Genomic DNA, 20,690 nt, shown 5'->3' on the forward strand with positions numbered 1-20,690 from the left:
ATGAGGGGGCCACGCGGTAAAGCGCCGACGGCTTTATCCATAAGTCGCCAAACCACACCCCGTCCCCTTGCGCCGGCCTTCGTCGTTTCCATCTATAGTGACGGATGGCAAAAATGATGCTAAAGGCGCGCACAACAGCGGATGGATCGCGGCTCGGCCGCCAAGTTCCGCATTCACTTTCTGCCTTCATGCCCGCTCCGCCCGCCAGTCATTCGGACTATCGGGAGGATCGCATGTTGAATTCGGGATTAGATTAAATGTCCGTCATGGATGCGATGACCGTTCTCAAGCCCGCAGGCAACCAGCCGGCGCGCGGTGAAGCATTGCCGAAGCCGTCGCTGATCGGCCTCACCCGCGAGGAGATGGGCGCTGCGCTGCGCGAAAAGGGCGTGCCGGAAAAGCAGATCAAGATGCGCGTCGCGCAGCTCTGGAACTGGATCTATGTGCGCGGGGTCTCCGACTTCGACCACATGGCCAATATCTCCAAGGACATGCGCGAGACGCTGAAGACGCACTTCACCATCGCAAGACCCGAGATCGTCGAGGAGCAGGTCTCCAACGACGGTACCCGCAAGTGGCTGCTGCGCTTTCCGGCGCGCGGTGCCGGTCGCCCCGTCGAGATCGAGGCGGTCTATATCCCCGAAGAGGGCCGTGGTACGCTCTGCATCTCCAGCCAGGTCGGCTGCACGCTCACCTGTTCCTTCTGTCACACCGGCACGCAGCGCCTGGTGCGCAACCTGACGGCGGAAGAAATCCTGTCGCAGCTCCTGCTCGCGCGCGACCGGCTGGGCGATTTCCCGGATCGCGAAGCGCCGCAGGGCACGATCATGCCGGCCGAGGGCCGCAAGGTCAGTAACATCGTGATGATGGGCATGGGCGAGCCGCTCTACAATTTCGACAGCGTCAAGCAGGCGCTCCTGATCGCCACCGACGGCGACGGATTGTCGCTCTCCAAGCGCCGCGTCACGCTCTCGACCTCGGGCGTCGTGCCGGAAATCTTCCGCACCGGCGACGAGATCGGCGTCATGCTGGCGATCTCGCTGCATGCGGTGCGCGACGACCTGCGCGACATCCTGGTGCCGATCAACAAGAAGTATCCGCTGAAGGAACTGATCGACGCCTGCCGCAAGTATCCGGGGCTTTCGAACGCCCGGCGCATTACCTTCGAATATGTGATGCTGAAGGACGTCAACGATAGCCTGGAAGACGCCAAGGGGCTGATCCAGCTGCTCAAGGGCGTGCCGGCGAAGATCAACCTCATCCCGTTTAACCCATGGCCGGGCACCAACTACCAGTGCTCCGACTGGGCGCAGATCGAGAAGTTCGCCGATTTCATCAATTCGGCCGGCTATGCCTCGCCGATCCGCACGCCGCGCGGCCGCGACATTCTCGCCGCCTGCGGCCAGCTGAAGTCGGAATCGGAACGCATGCGCAAGACCGAGCGCCTGGCCTTCGAAGCGATGATGATTGCCAACCACGGCTCGGATGACTGAGTGCTGGTGACCGATCAGCAAGTTTGATCCTCACAGTATTTTCTAATGATTGATTTCATGGGCCGCTTTTTCTAAAAGCGGCCCAAAAGCATTATTGGAGGATACTCATGCGTTCTGTACTGCTCGCTGCCGTGGCCGCGACCCTTGCCCTTTCCCTTCCCGCGAAAGCCGAAGACGTGACCGTTGCGGTCACCGCGATCGTCGAACATCCGGCGCTTGACGCTGCCCGCAAGGGTGTTCTCGACGTGCTCACGGCTGCCGGCTACAAGGAAGGCGAGAACCTGAAGTTCGTTTTCCAGTCGGCGCAGGGTAATCCTGCGACCGCGGCCCAGATCGCCCGCCAGTTCGCCGGTGACGGCCCCAACGTCATCGTTCCGATCTCCACTCCTTCGGCGCAGGCCGTGGTCTCGTCGACCCGCGATATCCCGGTAGTCTTCACCGCCGTGTCCGATCCACTCGGCGCGCAGCTGGTCAAGAACATGGACAAGCCCGGCGGCAACGTCACCGGCCTTTCCGACATGTCGCCGGTTGCCGAGCATGTGGCGCTGATCAAGGAAATCCTGCCGAACGCCAAGACCATCGGCTACCTCTACAATTCCGGCGAAGCGAACTCGGTATCGCTGCTCGCCGTCCTCAAGGTCGAGGCTGAAAAGGCCGGCCTCAAGGTCGTCGAATCCGCCGCCACCAAGTCCGCCGAAGTGCAGGGTGCGGCCCGCGCGCTCGTCGGCCGTGCCGATGCGATCTACATCCCGACCGACAACACGATCATCTCGGCGCTCGAGGGTGCGGTTGCCGTTGCCGAAGAGGCCAAGCTGCCGCTCTTCACCGCCGACACGGATTCCGTCTCGCGCGGCTCGGTCGCCGCTCTCGGCTTCAACTACTACGACGTCGGCAAGCAGACCGGCGAAATCGTCGTTCGCATCCTCAAGGGTGAGAACCCTGGCGACATCCCGGTCAAGGTCGCCGCCGGCAGCGATCTCGTCATCAACAAGGGCGCCGCCGCCAAGATGGGCGTGACGCTGCCTGAGAGCGTGCTGAAGCGCGCGACGAAGACGATCGACTGAGGACATATTCTCCGCCCTCATCCCTGTGCTCGTCACAGGGATCCAGCCAACCCAAGTCCTTGGGTTGAAAAGACTCTTCCGCATCGCAGACGCGATGCTGCTGGATCCCGGCACAAGGCCGGGATGAGGGGGATAACAGTTGCAGCCGCTCCCGTTTGCACGGGGGCGGCTGATCGCATAGAGATGAAGACGATCGAGTAAGATAGCGGACCTTACCGCCTTGGAATAAAGACCCCTCCCCAACCCTCCCCACAAGGGGGAGGGCTTAACCTGGACGAGCCCTCGGCGCCCAATTGAGGCAATCGAGTGCCACGGGTCTTCTCCCCCCTTGTGGGGGAGATGGCCGGCAGGCCAGAGAGGGTCTTGTCCACGGAAACACCACAAGAAAGGGCAAAAGCCTTGAGTCAGATCGCATTCTGGGGAGCCGTGGAGCTGGGGCTGGTCTATGCCTTCGTCGCGCTCGGCGTTTACCTCGCATTCCGTGTGCTCGATTTTCCGGATCTGACCGTCGACGGCTCGTTTCCGCTTGGCGCCGCCGTCACCGCGGTGCTGATCATCGCAGGCGTCAATGCCTGGCTGGCGGCGCTGATCGCCATGGCGGCGGGGGCTGCGGCCGGCATGGTAACCGCCATGCTCAACGTGCGCTTCAAGATCCTCAACCTTCTCGCATCCATCTTGACGATGATTGCGCTGTTTTCCGTGAACCTGCGCGTCATGGGCAAGCCGAACGTGGCGCTGATCAATGCCGATACGATGATCAGCCCGTTCTTCGGCCATGGCCTGCGCGATTTCTACGTGCGCCCGCTCTTCGTCGGCGTGCTTGTCGTCATCGCCGTCATCGTCGTCTGGCGCTACCTCGAAAGCGATTCCGGCCTGGCGATGCGCGCCACCGGCGCGAATGCCCGCATGGCCCGCGCACAGGGCGTCGACACCAACCGCCAGATTTATCTCGGCATGGCGATCTCCAACGCGTTGGTGGCCCTCGGCGGCGCGCTGTTTGCGCAGACCAACGGTTTTGCCGACGTGACCTCCGGTGTCGGCACCATCGTCGTCGGTCTGGCCGCCGTCATCATCGGCGAGACGCTGCTCGGGAAGCGCGGACTGTTGATCGCGCTGATCGGCTGTGTCATCGGCTCGATCCTCTACCGCATCGCCATCCAGCTGGCGCTTTCCAGCGACGTGATCGGCCTGCAGGCCTCCGACCTCAATTTCGTCACCGCTGTCCTTGTCACGGTGGCGCTCGTCCTTCCCCGCCTGCGGCGCGGAGGTGCCTCGTCATGATTTCGCTCAAGGATATCAAGGTCGTCTTCGGCAAGGGTACGCCGCTGCAGAAGCAGGCGCTGAATGGCGTCAACCTGACGATCGAGGAAGGCTCGTTCGTGACCGTCATCGGCTCCAACGGCGCCGGCAAGTCGACGCTGCTTGGCGTACTCGCCGGCGATGTGCTCGCCAGCGAAGGACAAGTGATGATCGGCCACACCGACGTGACCCGCAAGCCGACCGCCGCCCGCGCCGGCCTCGTCGCCCGCGTCTTCCAGGACCCGCTGACGGGGAGCTGCGGCGCCTTGTCGATCGAGGAGAACCTGGCGCTGGCGGCACGTCGCGGCGAGCGGCGGGGGCTGACATCGGCGCTCGGGCCACGCCGGCGCGAGCATTTCCGCGAACGCATCGCCGAGCTCAATCTCGGTCTTGAGACCCGCATGAAGGACCGCATGGATCTGTTGTCCGGCGGTCAGCGCCAGGCGATCTCGCTGGTCATGGCGACGCTTGCCGGCTCCGAGGTGTTGCTGCTCGACGAGCATACGGCGGCACTCGACCCAGGGATGGCCGAGTTCGTCATGGGGTTGACCGACCGGGTGGTCTCGGAGCGCAAGCTGACGACGCTGATGGTGACGCATTCCATGCGCCAGGCGCTGGACTACGGCCACCGCACCATCATGCTGCATGGCGGCGAGATCATGCTCGACGTCTCCGGCGACAGCCGCAAGGATCTCAGCGTCGAGGACCTGATCGACATGTTCCGCAAGATGCGCGGCCAGACGCTCGACGACGACGCGCTGCTGATTGGCTGATTGCGAAGATGACATTCACCCCGGGACCGGCAAATGAGCCCGGGGCGCTCCCGGGGTTTTTATTGATGTCAGCGTGCCTGGGTGAGCAGGATCTTCGCCGCGAAGACGGAGAAGACGCCGGCGAAGGTGTAGTCCATCCCGCGCAGAACCTTCCTGTTGTTCTGCAGCCAGCCGGCCAGCCAATCGGCGGCGAAGACCACGGCGGCGTTGACGGGCATGCCGATCAGGATGAAGCAGAAGCCGAAGAAGATCAGCTTTTGCGTCACCGCGGGATCACCGGCGCTGACGAACTGCGGCAGGAAGGTCATGAAGAAGATGATGACCTTGGGGTTCAGAAGGTTGACCCAGAAGCCGGAGGAGATGTTGGCAAGCGGCGTCGCCTTGGCCTCGTCGACCTTCTTGATCGAGAGCTTCGAGCCATAGCGCACGGCCTGAATGGCGAGCCACAACAGATAACCAGCACCGCCCGTCTTCAAAATCAGGAAGGCGGTGGGAGAGGCTGTGATCAGCGCCGAGATGCCGAAGGCGACCAGCATCGTGTGAACGACGATGCCGAGGCTGGTGCCGAGCACCACGAAGAGCGCGGCCTTGGTTCCCTGCGCCAGCGATCGGCTGATCGATAGCGTCATGTCGGGGCCGGGCGTGGCGGCCAGCAAAAGCGTGGCGGCGGCGAAGGCGAGAAGCGTCGGCAGGCTCGGCAGAAAATCCATGGCACACTCGTAAAGCCGGTTATGAAAGCAATGTCTCATATCCGTTTTTCAAGGAATGCACCAATCAAACCTTCTAATAGGCCCGATCGCTTCAGCCGTTACTTGCCCTCAAGAAACGCCTTGAAGCGCTCGGCGTAATCGGGATGCCAGCGCGACAGCGGGGGGCGGTTCTCGATGATGTCGCCGACGGCCCAGGCCATGCGGCGCTCGTCGACCGGGCGGGCGACGTCGTTATCGGGGCAGAGGATGTAGAAATCGCCCTTCTCGAGGCTCTCGATCATGAAGTCGACGGTCTGCTCGGCGGTCCAGGCAGCGGCCGGCTTCTCACCGCCGAAACCCTTGGAAAGCCCGGTGAAGACGAAGCCGGGGATCAGGAGGTGAGCGGAAAGCTTGCCGCCCTCGGTGTTGCGCAGCTCATGCTCCAGCGCCTCGGTGAAGACCTTCACGCCAGCCTTCGAGACATTATAGGCGGGGTTGCCGGGAGGGGTGGTGATGCCCTGCTTGGAGCCGGTGTTGATGATCAGGCCCGGTTCGCCATGGGCGAGCATATTGAGGCCGAAGGCGCGGGTACCGTTGACCACGCCCATCAGGTTGACGCCGAGGATCGCGTCCCAGCCGCTGTCGTCGCTGAAGATCGAGGTCTCCGGCCCGATGCCGGCATTGTTCATCAGCACATGCACCTTGCCGAAACGCTCGACGACCTGCCGCTCCAGCGTCTGAAGTGCGGCCTTGTCGGAGACATCGGTCTCGACGGCCAAGACACGGTCGTCACCGGAAACAGCCGCGACCGCCTTTGCCGCCGCGGCCAGTCTATCGGCGCCGAGGTCGGCGATGACGACATTCATGCCCTTGCTTGCAAAGTGCTTGGCGGCCGCCAGGCCGATGCCCGAGGCGCCACCGGTGATGACGGCAACGTTGGAGGGCTTGATGATATTGGTGAGATCGGTCACGGCTTGGGTTCTCCTCGCTTTTGATAAGACGGCAGATATGGCAATCCGCGAAAGCAAGTCAAACGCCGCGGACGTCGCGGTGTGAATGCCGGAGTCCGAACAGTTCCCCAAGGCGGGTGCCATGCGGCAATCCCCGGATATTGTCACAATCAAAGCGTGTTCTTAAGCGAAAATTAGAGCCTGTTGAGCCAGCTTGCCCGCGGAGTTTATCGGGGTTGGTTTCATGCGTTTTACAGGCAAGTGTTTGGCGGTTCACGTTTTTTCCGCGTTGTTCCTGGCAATGAATGGCGGCGGCGGCCTACAGGCGGCCGAGCAGGGCTCCGTTCTCGAACTTGCCAATGCGCCGGGCTTTACGGAACGTTACGCCGGCAACACGCAGGTGAACGGACAGTTTCTCTCCGGGCTCGTCTATGCCGGCAAGGCGTCGTCCCGTGTGTTCAACGATCTCAAGCTCGGCCTTCTCAGGAACGAAGCGGCTACGCCGGCGATGATCTGCGTGCGCGTCGTCACCGATGACGGGCGGTATTGGGCCGCCAACATGTATCGCGCCAGCAAGGCCTTCGATGTCCCGCCGACGGTGCCGATCTCCACACGCTATACGGAGCAGCTCGATGCCTATGATGCCGCAAGCGTGCTGATGCTCGCCACCCTGGCGGAGGATTGCAACGATGCCGCCGGCAAGGTCTATGTGCCGGGGATCATCGGAGCGGAGAGCGCGGAGCGCAAGCTCGTCGCTTATGTCAACGTCAGCCAGAGCAAGGTGCTGGCAAACCTGCAGACGACTGACGGTGGCCTTGCCGAACGCGGCACCTGCCGCAAGCCGGCCGGTGGTGCCCGGGTGACCTATTCCCACGTCTGCGAGATAGAGGTTCCAGACGCGGTGAAAGGCAAGACGGTCAATCTCGTCATCGGCGTGAAGGGGCTGACCGGCCAGGCAACAGAGCAGCGTTACGCCGTCCATGTTGAATAGGTTGAGACAACTGCCCTGGCTGCATGGCTGCGCCTCGCTCCTGCTTGCGACGGTGCTGGCATTCGGCGCCATCTGGGGACTGTTCTGGTTCTATGGCCAGCCCAGGACGATGACATCGATCAAGGCCGAGAGCGAGCTCGTGACCTTTCATGTGTTCAATCCCGAACTCGCCATCATCTATGCCCAGGGCCTTCGGATCAGCAGCTGGCCCGATGGCAGCCGTGACGGCCAATGCGGCGATGGCGCCGTGTTGCCGGGCATCGGCGCGGAGGTCAGCTATCAGCGCGTGGAGCAGGCACCGCTTCAGGTCACGGTGGAGGGAGCCGGAGAGCTGCGCCTATCGACAGGCGAGACCGTCCCCTTCGACGGTGAACTGCTGATGTTCAGGGATCCGTCCTGTGCCGCCGGGCTGCTCGCCAACCGGCTGCCTATCTGGGGTCCGGGAAAGATCGGCTCGCCGTTTTCGATGCGCAGCGACGGCCCTGGGCCAATCCTGCTTTCGGCCACTCTCGACGTGTTCGGACGCACGATCGATGTGCCGCTTTTCGGCCGCAGCGGGGCGATCTACGCGGCCGTCGAGGGCATGGAAATTCCGCCGGGCAGTTTCATCGAGAGCGATCGTCCGGTCGAGGGCGCGCGCCAGGAGATGGGATTGGATCCGGCAGGCGCGATGTTCGGTTTCATCGATCTCTCGGAAAAGCCCGGCTTCTCCGTCTTCGTCTCCACCGAATCCCGGCAGCTGGGCGTAACGACGCCGGGCGCCAGGACCGGCATCAGCCGTATCGACCTCAGCCTGTTCGTCCAGGTCGTCAACGATCCGGGTTTCCTGAAGATACAGCTGTCGCTCGCGCTTCTCCTGTTCCTTGTCCCGAAGGTCATCGGCGCCGCCGATCTGGTTTTTCCCGGCGCGAAAGGAAAGCGGGGCCGACGGCGCGCAATCAGCGGAGCAAAGCGAGGGGCACGCTCATGACACACAAGAGACACACCGCCACCATCGCCCTGTTCCTGGCATTCGCCTGCCTGCCGGCCCGGGCGGAAACGGTGCTGCTTGCCAGAGGCGACGACACGTTCGGACAGGGCTGGCTGTTTCTCGACGTGTCCGGTCGATGCCGCATCGCCACGCCGCGTCATGTCGTCGAGATGTCCGACGGAAAACTGGCGGCACCCGATCTTCTCGACAGCCAGGGGCGGCTGCATCCGACCGAGGCGCCGGTGGCGGCGATAGACGAAACGCTCGATCTTGCGTTCCTGACCGTTCGCGGAACGATCGCCAAGGAGGGATGCAGCAGGGACCGGGTCCGGGCCACGCCGCTGCAGCCGATCATCGACAGCATCAAGCAGGCAACGCTGGAAATAACCACGCCCGCGGAGCGCCAGTCGCTCGCCGTCGCCTTCCGCGCCTTGTCGCGTGATAGCGGGGGCGGGCAGATCATCGCCCTTGCGCCGGTCGATGCGTCGGCATCCTTCCAGAAGGGGATGAGCGGCGGAACGATCATCTATAACGGGCGGCCGATTGCCATGCTCTACGAGGTCGATACCGATGAGGGTGTGGGAGTGGCGCTGCGCTACGACCGGATCGCGGCGGAACTGCAGAAGCTGTCGGCCGAACCCGTCGAGGCCGAGCAGCGGCCGGACGGCTCATTCGGCAACATGATGCTGATGAAGGGACGCGTGTCGCAGAAGGATAACGGCATCGGCGCGTTCCTTGCCGGATCGTCGGCGCTGCACGTGGCGCCGGACAGAGACCGCGTGACCTTCGTCGTCGAGATGGACAGGCTTTCGGACATCGCGGGATTGCGCGTCAAGGGGCAGGGGCTTGCCGGGCAGGGAAGCCTGATTGTCGAGGCCGACAGCGACGGACAAGGTTTCGTGCCGGGATCACGCTGCGCGCTTTCCGACGACCTTGCCTGCCCGATGTCGCCGAGGCGGGTGTCGCGACTGCGCATCACCCTCACCGGCCCGGCGACGGCTGATTACCGGATCGACAGCCTGGAGCCCATGATGACCCGGTAACCGCCGATCGGCGGCACTAGTTCTTGGCTTCCACCTTGGTGTCGTCGAACAGGTGCAGGGTAACAGGAAAGAGGAAGCCGCCGTTGATGTTGCAACTGCCGAAGCCCTTCAATGTGAAACCCTCATACTTCGTGAATTCAAAGCTGCAGGCGCGCCGACTGACTCCATAAGTAAAGGGTGTGGCAATCGTAATCATACCGCCGCGTATATTGCCGGAGCCCATATAGTCTGGATCGGTCCGTCGATCTTTCAGCAGCTTCGCTTTGAACTCCAGCGCGTCGCTGCCCGGATATTCGGACTGGAAGCTGAACTGATATCCGGCTTCCTCGAAATAGCGAAACAGCTCACTGCGGTTAATTTCATCCACCGCCTTCTTATCTCCGCCCGCCAGTGTCTTCTTGATCTCTTCAGGCAACTCGGCGGTGATCACGAAGGTGCGGAAGCCGGCGAAATGTGCCCGCAGAGCCAGGGAACGGATGTTGGGATCCTCAAGCGAAAAAGCGGTGCGGATCGCCAGCTGCACCTCGGTGGCATTGCCCTTCTTCAGGATCTCCTCGAGCTGGGCAAGCCGCATCAGCGGATCCGGATCATTGATGGCGTCGATGACGGCCTGCAATTCTCCATAACGCGCGGTGACGTCGGCCAGTGCTGTTCCCGAGAAGGCGATGGAGAGGATGGCGGCTGAAAGCAGGGATCGGCAGGAAGGCTTCATTGTGACAGGCTCCGCAATAATTGTTTCCTGTCACCTAACGCATCTTTCGATAATCCGAAGTTAAACCCGAAGCGTCAAAGTTGCAGCTCCGCAAAGCCCGCCGCCATGTCCTGCCTCGCCGCAGGGCTGGCCGCATCGCCTGGCGCTGCCATGTTTCTCGACGCCCTTGCCCTTGCGTCCGGCGTCAATCTCGCTAAAAGTGCCCGGCGATACCGGGTCTTGCGGCTGGCCGCGACCCTCCTGGCACAACGGATCTCATCATCATGGCATCGCACAAAGACGTAAAGAAAGTCGTCCTCGCCTATTCCGGCGGTCTCGACACCTCGATCATCCTGAAGTGGCTGCAGACCGAGCTTAACGCCGAAGTCGTCACCTTCACGGCCGACCTCGGACAGGGCGAAGAGCTCGAGCCGGCGCGCAAGAAGGCCGAGATGCTCGGCATCAAGGAGATCTATATCGAGGATGTGCGCGAGGAATTCGTGCGCGATTTCGTCTTCCCGATGTTCCGCGCCAATGCCGTCTATGAAGGCGTCTACCTGCTCGGCACCTCGATCGCCCGTCCGCTGATTTCCAAGCACCTGATCGACATCGCCAAGAAGACCGGCGCTGACGCCATTGCTCACGGTGCGACCGGCAAGGGCAACGACCAGGTTCGCTTCGAGCTTTCGGCCTACGCGCTGAACCCCGACATCAAGATCATCGCTCCCTGGCGCGACTGGTCGTTCAAGTCGCGTACCGACCTGCTCGCCTTTGCCGAAGCCCACCAGATTCCGGTTGCCAAGGACAAGAAAGGCGAAGCGCCGTTCTCCGTCGACGCCAACCTGCTGCACTCCTCTTCCGAGGGCAAGGTTCTGGAAGATCCGGCAGTCGAAGCCCCCGAATACGTGCACATGCGCACGATCTCGCCGGAAGCCGCACCCGATAAAGCCACCATTATCAAGGTCGGTTTCGAAAAGGGTGATGCCGTCTCGATCAACGGCGTGCGCATGAGCCCGGCGACGCTGCTCGCAGCGCTCAACACCTACGGCCGCGACAACGGCATCGGCCGTCTCGACCTCGTCGAGAACCGCTATGTCGGCATGAAGTCGCGCGGCGTCTACGAGACCCCCGGCGGCACGATCCTGCTGTCCGCGCATCGTGCGATCGAGAGCATCACGCTCGACCGTGGTGCGGCCCACCTCAAGGACGAGATCATGCCGCGCTACGCCGAGCTGATCTATTACGGCTTCTGGTTCTCGCCGGAGCGCGAAATGCTGCAGGCGCTGATCGACAAGAGCCAGGAGCATGTCGAAGGCGAAGTGACGCTGAAGCTCTACAAGGGCAACGTCATGATCATCGGTCGCGAGAGCGACAAGTCGCTCTACTCCGACACGCTCGTCACCTTCGAGGACGACCAGGGCGCCTACGACCAGAAGGACGCCGCCGGCTTCATCAAGCTCAACGCGCTGCGCCTGCGCACGCTGGGCAAACGCAATCTGGGCAAGTAAGCGGCATCTGCCGATTTGGTTTCGAAAGGCCCGCCTCGTGCGGGCCTTTTTGTATTTGGGTGTGCCTGTCTCAACCATCACCGCCCCTCCGCTTTCCCCTTGCCAACCGCCTCCCGGGATGCTCTTCAAGCAACAACACCACCCCTCCAGACACCGGCCCGCCCCATGCCCGTTCTTCTCCGTGACGCTTCCCTCTCCGACATCGACGCCATCACCGCCATATACCGCGACTCGGTCCTGAATGGCGTGGCGAGCTACGAGATCGCCCCACCGGATCGCGACGAGATGGCGGCGCGATACCGGGCCATTGTCGACAAGGGCTACCCCTATATCGCCGCCGTGGACGAGCATGGCACGCTTATCGGCTATGCCTATGCATCGGCGTTCCGCACGCGACCGGCCTATCGGTTCATGGTTGAGGATTCGATCTATCTGGCGCCGGAGGCGCGGGGCAAGGGCATCGGCAAACGGTTGCTGGAGGAGTTGATATCGCGCTCGACGGCGCTCGGTTTCCGCCAGATGATCGCCGTGATCGGCGGTGCGCACCCGGCCTCGATCGCGCTGCATGCAAGCCATGGGTTCGAGGAAATCGGCCGTATCAAGGGCTCCGGCTTCAAGCACGGGCGCTGGCTGGACACGATGTTGATGCAGCGGGCGCTTGGCGACGGCACTGCGACCGATCCCGATCCAGACACCTATCCGGCGACGCTGTTTCTCGGTTGATAGCGCCTATTTCTCGACGAGCTTCAGCGACTTGTTGAACACCTTCAGCACCTGCTGCAGGTCGTGGCCGCGCTTCAAAATCTGGCCGTGGGTGTTGACGACGGAATAGGCGCCCTGCTTGGCGGCGAGCTTGGGATTCTTTTCGATGCGGAAGAGCGGCATTTCGCCGGAGCGCTTGAAGACGGAGAAGACGGCAAGGTCCTTCAGATGGTCGATCGCGTAATCCCGCCACTCGCCTTCGCCGACCATGCGCCCGTAGATCCACAGGATCGCATCCAGCTCTCGCCGGTGAAACGTCACCGGCAACGGGTCCTTGCTCTGCTTGTAGTCCCTGATATCCACGACGACGGGGGAATCGCTGTCGGTGGCCCGATTATTCCCACGCCGCAAATCCGGCTGATCTGTCATCAGGCTCGAATGCCTCCGTTCGTGACACGCGGGTGACAGTTTGCCTTAGCGTTTACAAATTGCAAGCGCGACCTTGCGCGCATTAAGCATAGTCTGTGCAATCTGCCGCGTGCCCCATTTCAGTCAAAACAGCGCCTCAATTAAAAGTGAAATTCGCTCGCACTTGACCGGCGCATCCTCAGCGGGTTCGCCGACACTGAATTCTGCGCATCTTCTTTCGGCACTTTGGAGGAGATGTGACTGTTTGGCGCCAGCGCGCCAAAGGGCCCGGCTGATCGTATCGACCTTAACCCCAGCCCCGAATACGATCAGTCGGGCCGCCCCGCTTCCACCTGAAAAGACAGATGAAATTCTTGGAAGCGTGTCGCAATCCTTCGGATTTGCTTGTCACGCTTCAAGTCTTTGTTTTGTCGCATGTCGTCGCCGCAAAACCGCTGCACACTTTTGCGCGACATGCTTATGCCTAACGGCTCAGATGTTCTTGCCGGCCATGACCACTGTGGCGCCAAGGATCGCCGATGGCGTTCCGTCGGTCGTCGACGATTGAAGCAGCACAGCGCATCCCTCAAGATCGGGCTTTTGCAGCACGGTGGCGGGCAGCGTCAGCTTTGTTTCTTTGCCGTCCCACATCCCAACCGTTTCGACATCCGAAACGCTGTGCGTATAGGCGATCTTCTGGCCGCTGTTTTCGCCCTTCTGTACCTCGATCGTCTTTTCGCGATCGAAATAGACCATGACGACACTGGCCTTGCCCTGGCCCGGCGCGACGTTGATCTCGAGCTGATCGCCCTTGACCTCGGCCTTGATGGGAACGGTCAGCCCTTCGCCGCCGGTGAGAAAGCCGTCGACCTTCTTCTCGATGCCGCCGATGTCCGAGCCCATGACGTGATCGCGGCCGTTCACCACTACCTGCGGCGTGTAGACATTGGCGCGGCCCATGGTCTTCGCATAGCCGTACTGGCGCTCGGTGTTTTCCTTCGAGCTCAGCGTATCGGCCCAGCCCATGTAGTTCCAGTAATCGACGTGATAGGCGAGAGCGATGACGTCGCCGCGCTCAACGAGCTTGCGAAAGGCCGCATCGGCGGGAGGGCACGAGGCGCAACCCTGGGAGGTGAACAGTTCGACAACGCCTTTGGGCGCCTCCTCGGCGAGCAAAGGGCTCGCCAGAGCCACACCTGCAATCAGCGAAATCAAAAACCGCGGCGACATTGCACCTCTACCTCTTTTCCTCTCCACCTTGCCGAAACGCCGGCTCAAATCGCTGGCCAGACACGCACGCAAGGGCTCCGTCTCTTCAACCTAGAGATAATCGCTCCCGATCCAAACGAAAAATCACGAACGGGTGAGACAGAGCCCGCGTGGGACAACTCCGCAACACTTCGCCGTGAGGCAGGCCGCTTGCAGCCCTCCCGAACACGAAAAAACCGCCGGAAATCGCTTTCCGGCGGCCATTATCAGGCATGTCTTAAAAATCAGCGCCGATCAGGCTGCGAGATCTCGCAACACCGTCTGCAGGATGCCGCCATTGTTGAGGTAGATGACCTCGTCGAGCGTATCGACGCGCGAGAGCAGCGGAACGTCCTTCACGGTGCCGTCGCCATAGGTGATTTTCGCGATCTTCTTCTCGCGCGGCTTGATGTTCTCCAGCCCCTCGATGGTGACCGTCTCGTCGCCCTTCAGCCCCAGCGTCGCCCAGGTCGTACCCTCCTCGAAGACGAAGGGGATGACGCCCATGCCGACGAGGTTCGAGCGGTGGATGCGCTCGAAGCTCTGCGCGATGACTGCCTTGACGCCGAGCAGGTTGGTGCCCTTCGCCGCCCAGTCGCGCGACGAGCCGTTGCCATATTCGACACCGGCGAAGATGACGAGCGGAACGCCCTCCGCCTTGTACTGCATGGCAGCGTCGTAGATCGATTCCTCTTCCTTCGACGGATAGTGGATAGTGTAGCCACCTTCCTTGCCGTTCGGGCCGAGCATGTGGTTGCGGATGCGGATGTTGGCGAAGGTGCCGCGCATCATCACTTCATGATTGCCGCGCCGCGTGCCGTACTGGTTGAAGTCGGCGACGCCTACATTGTGCTCCAAGAGGTACGCGCCGGCCGGCGAGGCCGCCTTGATCGAACCGGCCGGAGAAATGTGGTCGGTGGTGATCTTGTCGCCAAAGAGACCAAGGACGCGCGCACCCTTGATGTCGGAAACGCCGGAGCCGGTCTTGCCCATCCCCACGAAGTAGGGCGGGTTCTGCACATAGGTCGAGTTGTCGTCCCAGGCGTAGGTCTGGCCCGGAGGAACCTGCACGGCCTGCCAGTTGGCATCACCCTTGAAGACGTCGGCATATTTCGTCTCGTAGAGTTCGCGGGTGACGTATTTCTGGATGAAGGCCTGCACTTCGTGCGAGGTCGGCCAGATGTCCTTCAGATAGACGGGGTTGCCGCTCTGGTCCTCGCCGATCGGCTCCTTGGTCAGGTCCTTCTGCACCGTGCCAGCCAGCGCGTAGGCGACCACGAGCGGCGGGGAGGCCAGATAGTTCGCCTGCACGTCGGGCGAGATACGACCTTCGAAGTTGCGGTTGCCGGAGAGAACGCCTGAGACGATCAGGCCCTTGTCGTTGATCGTCTTCGAGATCGGCGCCGGCAGCGGGCCGGAGTTGCCGATGCACGTCGTGCAGCCGAAGCCGACGAGGTTGAAGCCGAGCTTGTCGAGATCGGCCTGCAGGCCGGATTTCGCCAGATACTCGCCGACCACTTGCGACCCAGGCGCCAGCGAGGTCTTCACCCAAGGCTTGGTCTTCAGGCCCTTGGCAACGGCATTGCGGGCAAGCAGGCCGGCGGCGATCAGGACTGATGGGTTCGACGTGTTGGTGCAGGACGTGATGGCGGCAATCGCCACATCGCCATGGCCGAGATCGAAATCCGTGCCTTCCACCGCATAGCGGTTGGAGAGCTGGCCGGGCTTCTTGTAATCGGCATCCATCGAGCCGGCGAAACCGGACGCGATGTTTTCCAGCGGGATACGGCCCTCGGGACGCTTAGGGCCGGCCATGGCGGGTACGACATCGCCGAGATCGAGCTCCAGCGTATCGGTGAAGACGAGATCGGAGCCATCGCCTTCGCGCCACATGCCCTGCGCCTTCGAATAGGCTTCGACCAGCGCGATGCGGTCATGCGAACGGCCGGACATGGTGAGGTAGTTGATGGTCTCGCCATCGACAGGGAAGAAGCCGCAGGTGGCGCCGTATTCCGGGCCCATATTGCCGATCGTCGCGCGGTCGGCGAGCGGCATGTTGTCCATGCCGGGGCCGAAGAATTCGACGAACTTCGACACGACACCCTTCTTGCGCAGCATCTGCACGACCATCAGCACGAGGTCGGTCGCGGTCACGCCTTCCTTGAGCTTGCCCGTCAGCTTGAAGCCGATGACTTCAGGCAGAAGCATCGACACCGGCTGGCCGAGCATGGCCGCTTCCGCCTCGATACCGCCGACGCCCCAGCCGAGAACGCCGAGACCGTTGATCATCGTCGTGTGGCTGTCCGTGCCGACGCAAGTATCCGGGTAAGCGATCGTCTCGCCGTCCTCTTCCTTCGTCCAGACGGTCTGGCCGAGATATTCGAGATTGACCTGGTGACAGATGCCGGTGCCGGGGGGCACAACGCGGAAATTCTGGAAGGCCTGCTGGCCCCACTTCAGGAAGCGATAACGCTCGCCGTTGCGCTGGTATTCGAGCTCGACATTCCTGGAGAATGCCTGCGGCGTGCCGAATTCGTCGACGATGACGGAGTGGTCGATGACGAGATCGACGGGCACCAGCGGGTTGATCTTCTCCGGATCGCCGCCGAGCGACACCATCGCGTCGCGCATCGCGGCAAGGTCGACGACGGCGGGAACGCCGGTGAAGTCCTGCATCAGAACGCGCGCCGGGCGATAGGCGATTTCGTTTTCGACCGTGCCCTTGTTGTTCAGCCATTCGGCGACGCCAAGGATGTGTTCCTTGGTGACCGACTGGCCGTCCTCGAAGCGCAGCAGGTTCTCGAGCAGAACCTTCATCGAATAGGGAAGCTTGGAAACGCCGGGCAGGCCGTTTGCCTCTGCCTTCGGCAGGCTGAAATAGACATAGTCCTTGCCATCGACGGTAAGGACGGAACGACAGTTAAAGCTATCAAGTGATTTAGACACGAGAGACCCCGTTTCTGATCGCGAACACAATTGTGCGGACGCCTATGCACTAAAGGCACATCAGGATGCGGGTACGGCCATTTCCGCGGTCCGCACATGAAGTCAGACCTCATGTTCGGCGCTAGGATGAAATTCACGCCGACCGCTGGCGTGGTAATCAACATATAGATAGTTTCGGCGAAAGCTGCCAGAGAGGCGCCCACCATTTTTGATTTTTTTGCGTCGCATGACTGAAAACCTGAACCCCGGAACCCCCATGCATCTCCAAGCCTCCGATCTCGCAACCTTCAGGGGCGAAGAGCTGATTTTCGAAGGCGTGTCCTTTGGCCTGACCTCAGGCGAAGCCCTGGTTTTGACTGGCAAAAACGGCTCCGGAAAGTCGACCCTGCTGCGCGTGCTGGCCGGCCTGCTGCGGCAGGAAACAGGCACGATCACTGTCACGAACGCGAACGGCGACACCGACATCCGGCTCCCCGAGATCAGCCACTATCTCGGCCATCGCAACGCCATGAAGAGCGAGCTGACGGTGGACGAGAACCTCGCTTTCTGGCGCCGCTATTTGGGCGACATGGGCGGCGGAACCGGCATGTCGATCGAAGACGCCGCCGACGCGGTGGGGCTGTCAGGCATCACCCATCTCCCCTTCGGCTACCTCTCCGCCGGCCAACAACGCCGCTTCGCCTTCGCCAAGCTGCTCGTCTCCCACCGCCCCGTCTGGATCCTCGACGAACCGACCGCAGCCCTCGACGCCAGCGCCGACCAGCTCTTCGCCGGGTTGATCGAGGCGCACCGTGGGGCTGGCGGCATCGTGATTGCGGCGACGCACCAGCCGTTGGGGCTGAGCGATGCCAGGGAGTTGCGGATGGCGGGGTTTTCGGGGGTGAGTGATGGGGTGTGGGGGTGATGGCGATGGTTGCAATAAAAACCCCTCCCCAACCCCTCCCCACAAGGGGGAGGGGCTTTCCTGCCGCAACCGCTCGGCAGAACACCAACCTATCAACCGGTACGAAGATGAAATGCGGGAATTCTACGGCGCCCCAGCTTAGCCCCTCCCCCTTGTGGGGAGGGGTTGGGGAGGGGACTTCAGCGGCACCCGCCGAGGCCGTGTTGTTCCTTCGTAGCCACCGTCGCGCCAGGATTACCCCCCTCTGCCCTGCCGGGCATCTCCCCCACAAGGGGGGAGATTGGCTGGGCGCAACCGGTCGTTCCACCTTCATTGGTTGGCGTAAACATCGCAACGAGTCGATCTCCCCCCTTGTGGGGGAGATGTCCGGCAGGACAGAGGGGGGTATCGCACCCACCAACCTCTCGAACACCCCACCCACCACCCTCGCCACAGGCCACCACCTCCCCACCCCAAAGAGGGCCCACCCATGACCGCCCTCCTCTTCCGCGACCTGAAACTCTCCATCCGCGCCGGCGGTGGCGCTCTCGTCGGCGTGCTGTTCTTCCTCACCGTCGTCGCCGTCATCCCCTTCGGCGTCGGCCCGGATCTTGCCCTGCTCGCCCGCATCGGCCCTGCCATCGTCTGGATCGGCGCGCTGCTCGCAGCCCTTCTCGGCCTCGATCGCCTCTTCCAGGCGGAACGCGACGATGGCGCGCTCGATCTGATGCTGATGCAAGAGACGCCGCTGGTCTTGACCGTTCTCGTCAAGTGCCTCGCCCACTGGCTTGCCACCAGCCTGCCGCTGGTGATCGCCTCGCCGCTGCTTGGCCTCTTCATGAACATGAGCGAGAAGGCGATCGGCGCCACCATGCTGACGCTCCTGGTCGGCACGCCCGCCATCACGCTGATCGGCGCGGTCGGCGCGGCGGTTGCCGTGGCGCTTCCGCGCGGCGGGTTGCTGGTGTCGATCCTGGTACTCCCGCTCACCATCCCGGTGCTGATCTTCGGCGTCAGCGCCACTTACGCGGCCGTCGAGGGACCCGCGCCCTTCCTGCCGCCCTTCCTGATCCTGATCGCGCTCACACTGTTCTTCGCCGTCATCGGCCCGGCGGCGGCGGCGCTGGCGTTGCGCAACACATCGGATTGATCATCGGCTTGATTGCCCGTGGCGGCGGATCGCGCTAAGGAGACGGCATGACCGAGAATAGCCTTGCCATCACCAAATTCAGCGATCTCGCCAATCCCACGCGGTTCTTGGCGCTCGCCAATCGTCTCATCCCGTGGATGGCCGGGTTCACTGCCCTCTGTTTCATCGTGGGGCTGTATCTCAGCTTCACGACCGAAAGCGACTACCAGCAGGGCGAAACCGTCCGCATCATGTATATCCACGTGCCGGCAGCCTGGCTGTCGATGATGGGCTATACGATCATGAGCCTGTCGGCGATCGGCACGCTCGTCTGGCGCCACCCGCTGGCCGATGTCTCGGCCAAGGCCGCAGCGCCCTTGGGCGCCGCCTTCACGCTGATCGCGCTCGTCACCGGCTCGCTCTGGGGCAAGCCGATGTGGGGGACGTGGTGGGTCTGGGATGCGCGGCTCACCTCCGTCTTCATTCTCTTCCTGATGTATCTCGGCCTGATCGCGCTCAACCGCGCCATGGAAGACCCGAGCAAGGCCGCCCGCCTCTCGGCCGTCCTGATCCTCGTCGGCTTCGTCAATATCCCGATCATCAAGTTCTCCGTCGACTGGTGGAACACGCTGCATCAGTCGGCAAGCGTGCTGCGCCTCGACGGCCCGGCGATCGACCCGGAATTCCTTCGCCCGCTGCTGGTCATGGCGATTGCCTTCACCATGCTGTTCCTGACGCTGCATGTGATGGCGATCCGCAACGAGATTTGGCGCCGCCGCATCGCCGCCCAGCGCCGGCTCGCCGCGCGCCTGGCAAGCCGCGAGGGTTAAAGAGATGACACAGTCCTACGCCTTCTACGTCTACGGCTCCTACCTCTTCGCCGGCCTCGTCACCATCGCCGTGACGCTCTGGACATGGCTCGACGGCCGCGCCCGCCGCCGCGAACTCAAAGCGCTCGAAGCCTCCGGCATCCGCCGCCGCTCCGCCCGCGCCAAGGATGCGCCCGAAGCGAAGGCCAACGCATGACCGACGCGCCGAACACCGAGCCGACGCCGTCTGCCGCGCCCCAGGGGACACAGCCAGAAGCGCGGAAGGAAAAGCGCGGCCTAGGCCGCTACGCCTTCGCGCTGATCCCGCTTCTCGTCTTCGCCGGCATTGCCGGCACGGCGGGCAAGATGCTCTACGACCAGGATGTGCACGGCAAGAACATCTCCGAGATTCCCTCGGCGCTGCTCAACACCAAGGCCCCCTCGCTCGACCTGCCGCCGTTGGAGGGCGCCAACCTGCCGGCGCTCACCGACGCTGCCGTCCAGGGCAAGCTGACGCTGGTCAACGTCTTCGCCTCCTGGTGCATTCCCTGCCGCGAGGAGCATCCGATATTGAAGGAACTGGCAAAAGATAGCCGGCTCAATATTGTCGCGATCAACTACAAGGACAAGAACGACAACGCGCTGGGCTTCCTCGGCGAACTCGGCAACCCCTACAAGGCGATCGGCATCGACCCCAAGGGCCAGGCCGCCATCGACTGGGGCGTCTACGGCATCCCCGAAAGCTACCTCGTCGGGCCGGATGGTACGATCCTCTACAAGCGGGTTGGACCGTTCGACGATATCAGTTTGAAAGAGGGGCTTTATCCAGCGATGGAGAAGGCTTTGGGGAAGGCTGGGTCGTAAGGACGACTTTGGTAAGGTTTTGCCTGCAGCGCCTGCGAGATGGTGAGCCTTTGCGCTTGTAGCCCCCTCATCCGACCCTTCGGGCCACCTTCTCCCCGTTGGGGCGAAGGGAAGAGGTCGGCGCGAGCGGCCCACCACAAGTCTCTTCTCCCCAACGGGGAGAAGGTGCCGGCAGGCGGATGAGGGGGCTCCAGGCGCCAACGCCAGCCACGGCAAAACCCCACCGCGCC

20 protein-coding genes are annotated in these 20,690 nt (G+C 62.6%); 14 read left to right on the plus strand and 6 right to left on the minus strand.

What is annotated here, in order from left to right; genetic code table 11:
- The first annotated feature begins 257 nt into the window (after positions 1-257).
- The 4 genes from rlmN to QTL96_RS29930 all read left to right on the plus strand — a co-directional run bounded on the left by rlmN (position 258) and on the right by QTL96_RS29930 (position 4,629).
- Positions 258-1,493 (plus strand): 23S rRNA (adenine(2503)-C(2))-methyltransferase RlmN, encoded by a 1,236-nt coding sequence (gene rlmN, locus QTL96_RS29915; RefSeq protein WP_018902275.1) that lies wholly within the window; start codon positions 258-260, stop codon positions 1,491-1,493.
- A gap of 107 nt (positions 1,494-1,600) precedes the next feature.
- Positions 1,601-2,557, plus strand: a complete 957-nt coding sequence (locus QTL96_RS29920; protein WP_111562622.1) for an ABC transporter substrate-binding protein — start codon at positions 1,601-1,603, stop codon at positions 2,555-2,557.
- Positions 2,558-2,956: 399 nt separating this feature from the next.
- The gene (locus tag QTL96_RS29925; protein ID WP_037181912.1) at positions 2,957-3,838 is read left to right on the plus strand and encodes an ABC transporter permease; all 882 of its coding nucleotides are present in this window, start codon (positions 2,957-2,959) and stop codon (positions 3,836-3,838) included.
- On the plus strand, positions 3,835-4,629 hold the full coding sequence (locus QTL96_RS29930) for an ABC transporter ATP-binding protein (protein ID WP_289730285.1): 795 nt from the start codon (positions 3,835-3,837) through the stop codon (positions 4,627-4,629). The genes QTL96_RS29925 and QTL96_RS29930 overlap by 4 nt, the downstream gene beginning before the upstream one ends.
- 68 nt (positions 4,630-4,697) lie before the next feature.
- Here the strand turns inward: QTL96_RS29930 and QTL96_RS29935 are convergent, their stop codons facing one another.
- Both QTL96_RS29935 and QTL96_RS29940 read right to left on the minus strand, forming a co-directional pair.
- Positions 4,698-5,339, minus strand: coding sequence for a LysE family translocator (locus QTL96_RS29935; protein ID WP_289730286.1), 642 nt, complete (start codon positions 5,337-5,339; stop codon positions 4,698-4,700).
- A gap of 98 nt (positions 5,340-5,437) precedes the next feature.
- The gene (locus QTL96_RS29940) at positions 5,438-6,289 is read right to left on the minus strand and encodes an SDR family NAD(P)-dependent oxidoreductase (RefSeq protein WP_289730287.1); all 852 of its coding nucleotides are present in this window, start codon (positions 6,287-6,289) and stop codon (positions 5,438-5,440) included.
- Positions 6,290-6,512: 223 nt separating this feature from the next.
- On the opposite strand from QTL96_RS29940, the gene QTL96_RS29945 reads away from it, so the two are divergent.
- From QTL96_RS29945 to QTL96_RS29955, 3 genes are read left to right on the plus strand one after another with little or no spacing between them, the layout of a single operon-like run.
- Positions 6,513-7,259 (plus strand): hypothetical protein, encoded by a 747-nt coding sequence (locus QTL96_RS29945; RefSeq protein ID WP_289730288.1) that lies wholly within the window; start codon positions 6,513-6,515, stop codon positions 7,257-7,259.
- A complete protein-coding gene (locus tag QTL96_RS29950) occupies positions 7,249-8,229 on the plus strand; it encodes a hypothetical protein (RefSeq protein WP_289730289.1) in 981 nt (326 codons plus the stop codon). Before QTL96_RS29945 ends, QTL96_RS29950 begins: the two co-directional genes overlap by 11 nt.
- The gene (locus tag QTL96_RS29955; protein WP_289730290.1) at positions 8,226-9,272 is read left to right on the plus strand and encodes a hypothetical protein; all 1,047 of its coding nucleotides are present in this window, start codon (positions 8,226-8,228) and stop codon (positions 9,270-9,272) included. Before QTL96_RS29950 ends, QTL96_RS29955 begins: the two co-directional genes overlap by 4 nt.
- Positions 9,273-9,288: 16 nt before the next feature.
- Here QTL96_RS29955 and QTL96_RS29960 read toward each other — a convergent pair whose 3' ends face one another.
- Positions 9,289-9,984: a hypothetical protein gene (locus tag QTL96_RS29960; RefSeq protein ID WP_289730291.1), complete on the minus strand. Its 696-nt coding sequence runs from the start codon at positions 9,982-9,984 to the stop codon at positions 9,289-9,291.
- Between the two features lie 263 nt (positions 9,985-10,247).
- Between QTL96_RS29960 and QTL96_RS29965 the strand changes: the two genes are divergently transcribed.
- Positions 10,248-11,471, plus strand: a complete 1,224-nt coding sequence (locus tag QTL96_RS29965; RefSeq protein ID WP_289730292.1) for an argininosuccinate synthase — start codon at positions 10,248-10,250, stop codon at positions 11,469-11,471.
- Between the two features lie 165 nt (positions 11,472-11,636).
- Entirely contained in the window at positions 11,637-12,194 is a 558-nt protein-coding gene (locus QTL96_RS29970) for a GNAT family N-acetyltransferase (RefSeq protein ID WP_289730293.1), read from the plus strand.
- Positions 12,195-12,200: 6 nt separating this feature from the next.
- Here QTL96_RS29970 and QTL96_RS29975 read toward each other — a convergent pair whose 3' ends face one another.
- From QTL96_RS29975 to acnA, 3 genes are all read right to left on the minus strand, one after another.
- Complete coding sequence (locus tag QTL96_RS29975; RefSeq protein ID WP_018902263.1) at positions 12,201-12,602, minus strand: DUF2794 domain-containing protein; 402 nt, start codon at positions 12,600-12,602, stop codon at positions 12,201-12,203.
- Between the two features lie 471 nt (positions 12,603-13,073).
- On the minus strand, positions 13,074-13,811 hold the full coding sequence (locus QTL96_RS29980) for a thioredoxin family protein (RefSeq protein ID WP_047508816.1): 738 nt from the start codon (positions 13,809-13,811) through the stop codon (positions 13,074-13,076).
- 273 nt (positions 13,812-14,084) lie between these two features.
- Positions 14,085-16,775: an aconitate hydratase AcnA gene (gene acnA / locus QTL96_RS29985; RefSeq protein WP_289730294.1), complete on the minus strand. Its 2,691-nt coding sequence runs from the start codon at positions 16,773-16,775 to the stop codon at positions 14,085-14,087.
- Positions 16,776-17,031: 256 nt separating this feature from the next.
- Here acnA and ccmA point away from each other — a divergent pair, with 256 nt between their 5' ends.
- The 5 genes from ccmA (at position 17,032) to QTL96_RS30010 (ending at position 20,460) form a co-directional block, all read left to right on the plus strand.
- Entirely contained in the window at positions 17,032-17,679 is a 648-nt protein-coding gene (ccmA, locus tag QTL96_RS29990; RefSeq protein WP_289730295.1) for a heme ABC exporter ATP-binding protein CcmA, read from the plus strand.
- Positions 17,680-18,148: 469 nt separating this feature from the next.
- Entirely contained in the window at positions 18,149-18,808 is a 660-nt protein-coding gene (gene ccmB, locus QTL96_RS29995; RefSeq protein ID WP_018902259.1) for a heme exporter protein CcmB, read from the plus strand.
- A gap of 47 nt (positions 18,809-18,855) precedes the next feature.
- Positions 18,856-19,617 carry a heme ABC transporter permease gene (locus QTL96_RS30000; protein WP_289730296.1) on the plus strand — a complete coding sequence of 254 codons (762 nt, stop codon included), beginning with the start codon at positions 18,856-18,858 and terminating at the stop codon, positions 19,615-19,617.
- Positions 19,618-19,621: 4 nt separating this feature from the next.
- Positions 19,622-19,813 (plus strand): heme exporter protein CcmD, encoded by a 192-nt coding sequence (gene ccmD / locus QTL96_RS30005; protein ID WP_289730297.1) that lies wholly within the window; start codon positions 19,622-19,624, stop codon positions 19,811-19,813.
- Positions 19,810-20,460, plus strand: coding sequence for a DsbE family thiol:disulfide interchange protein (locus QTL96_RS30010; protein ID WP_289730298.1), 651 nt, complete (start codon positions 19,810-19,812; stop codon positions 20,458-20,460). Before ccmD ends, QTL96_RS30010 begins: the two co-directional genes overlap by 4 nt.
- Positions 20,461-20,690 lie beyond the last annotated feature (230 nt).

This window comes from Rhizobium sp. S163 (assembly GCF_030380805.1).
Lineage (GTDB): Bacteria > Pseudomonadota > Alphaproteobacteria > Rhizobiales > Rhizobiaceae > Rhizobium.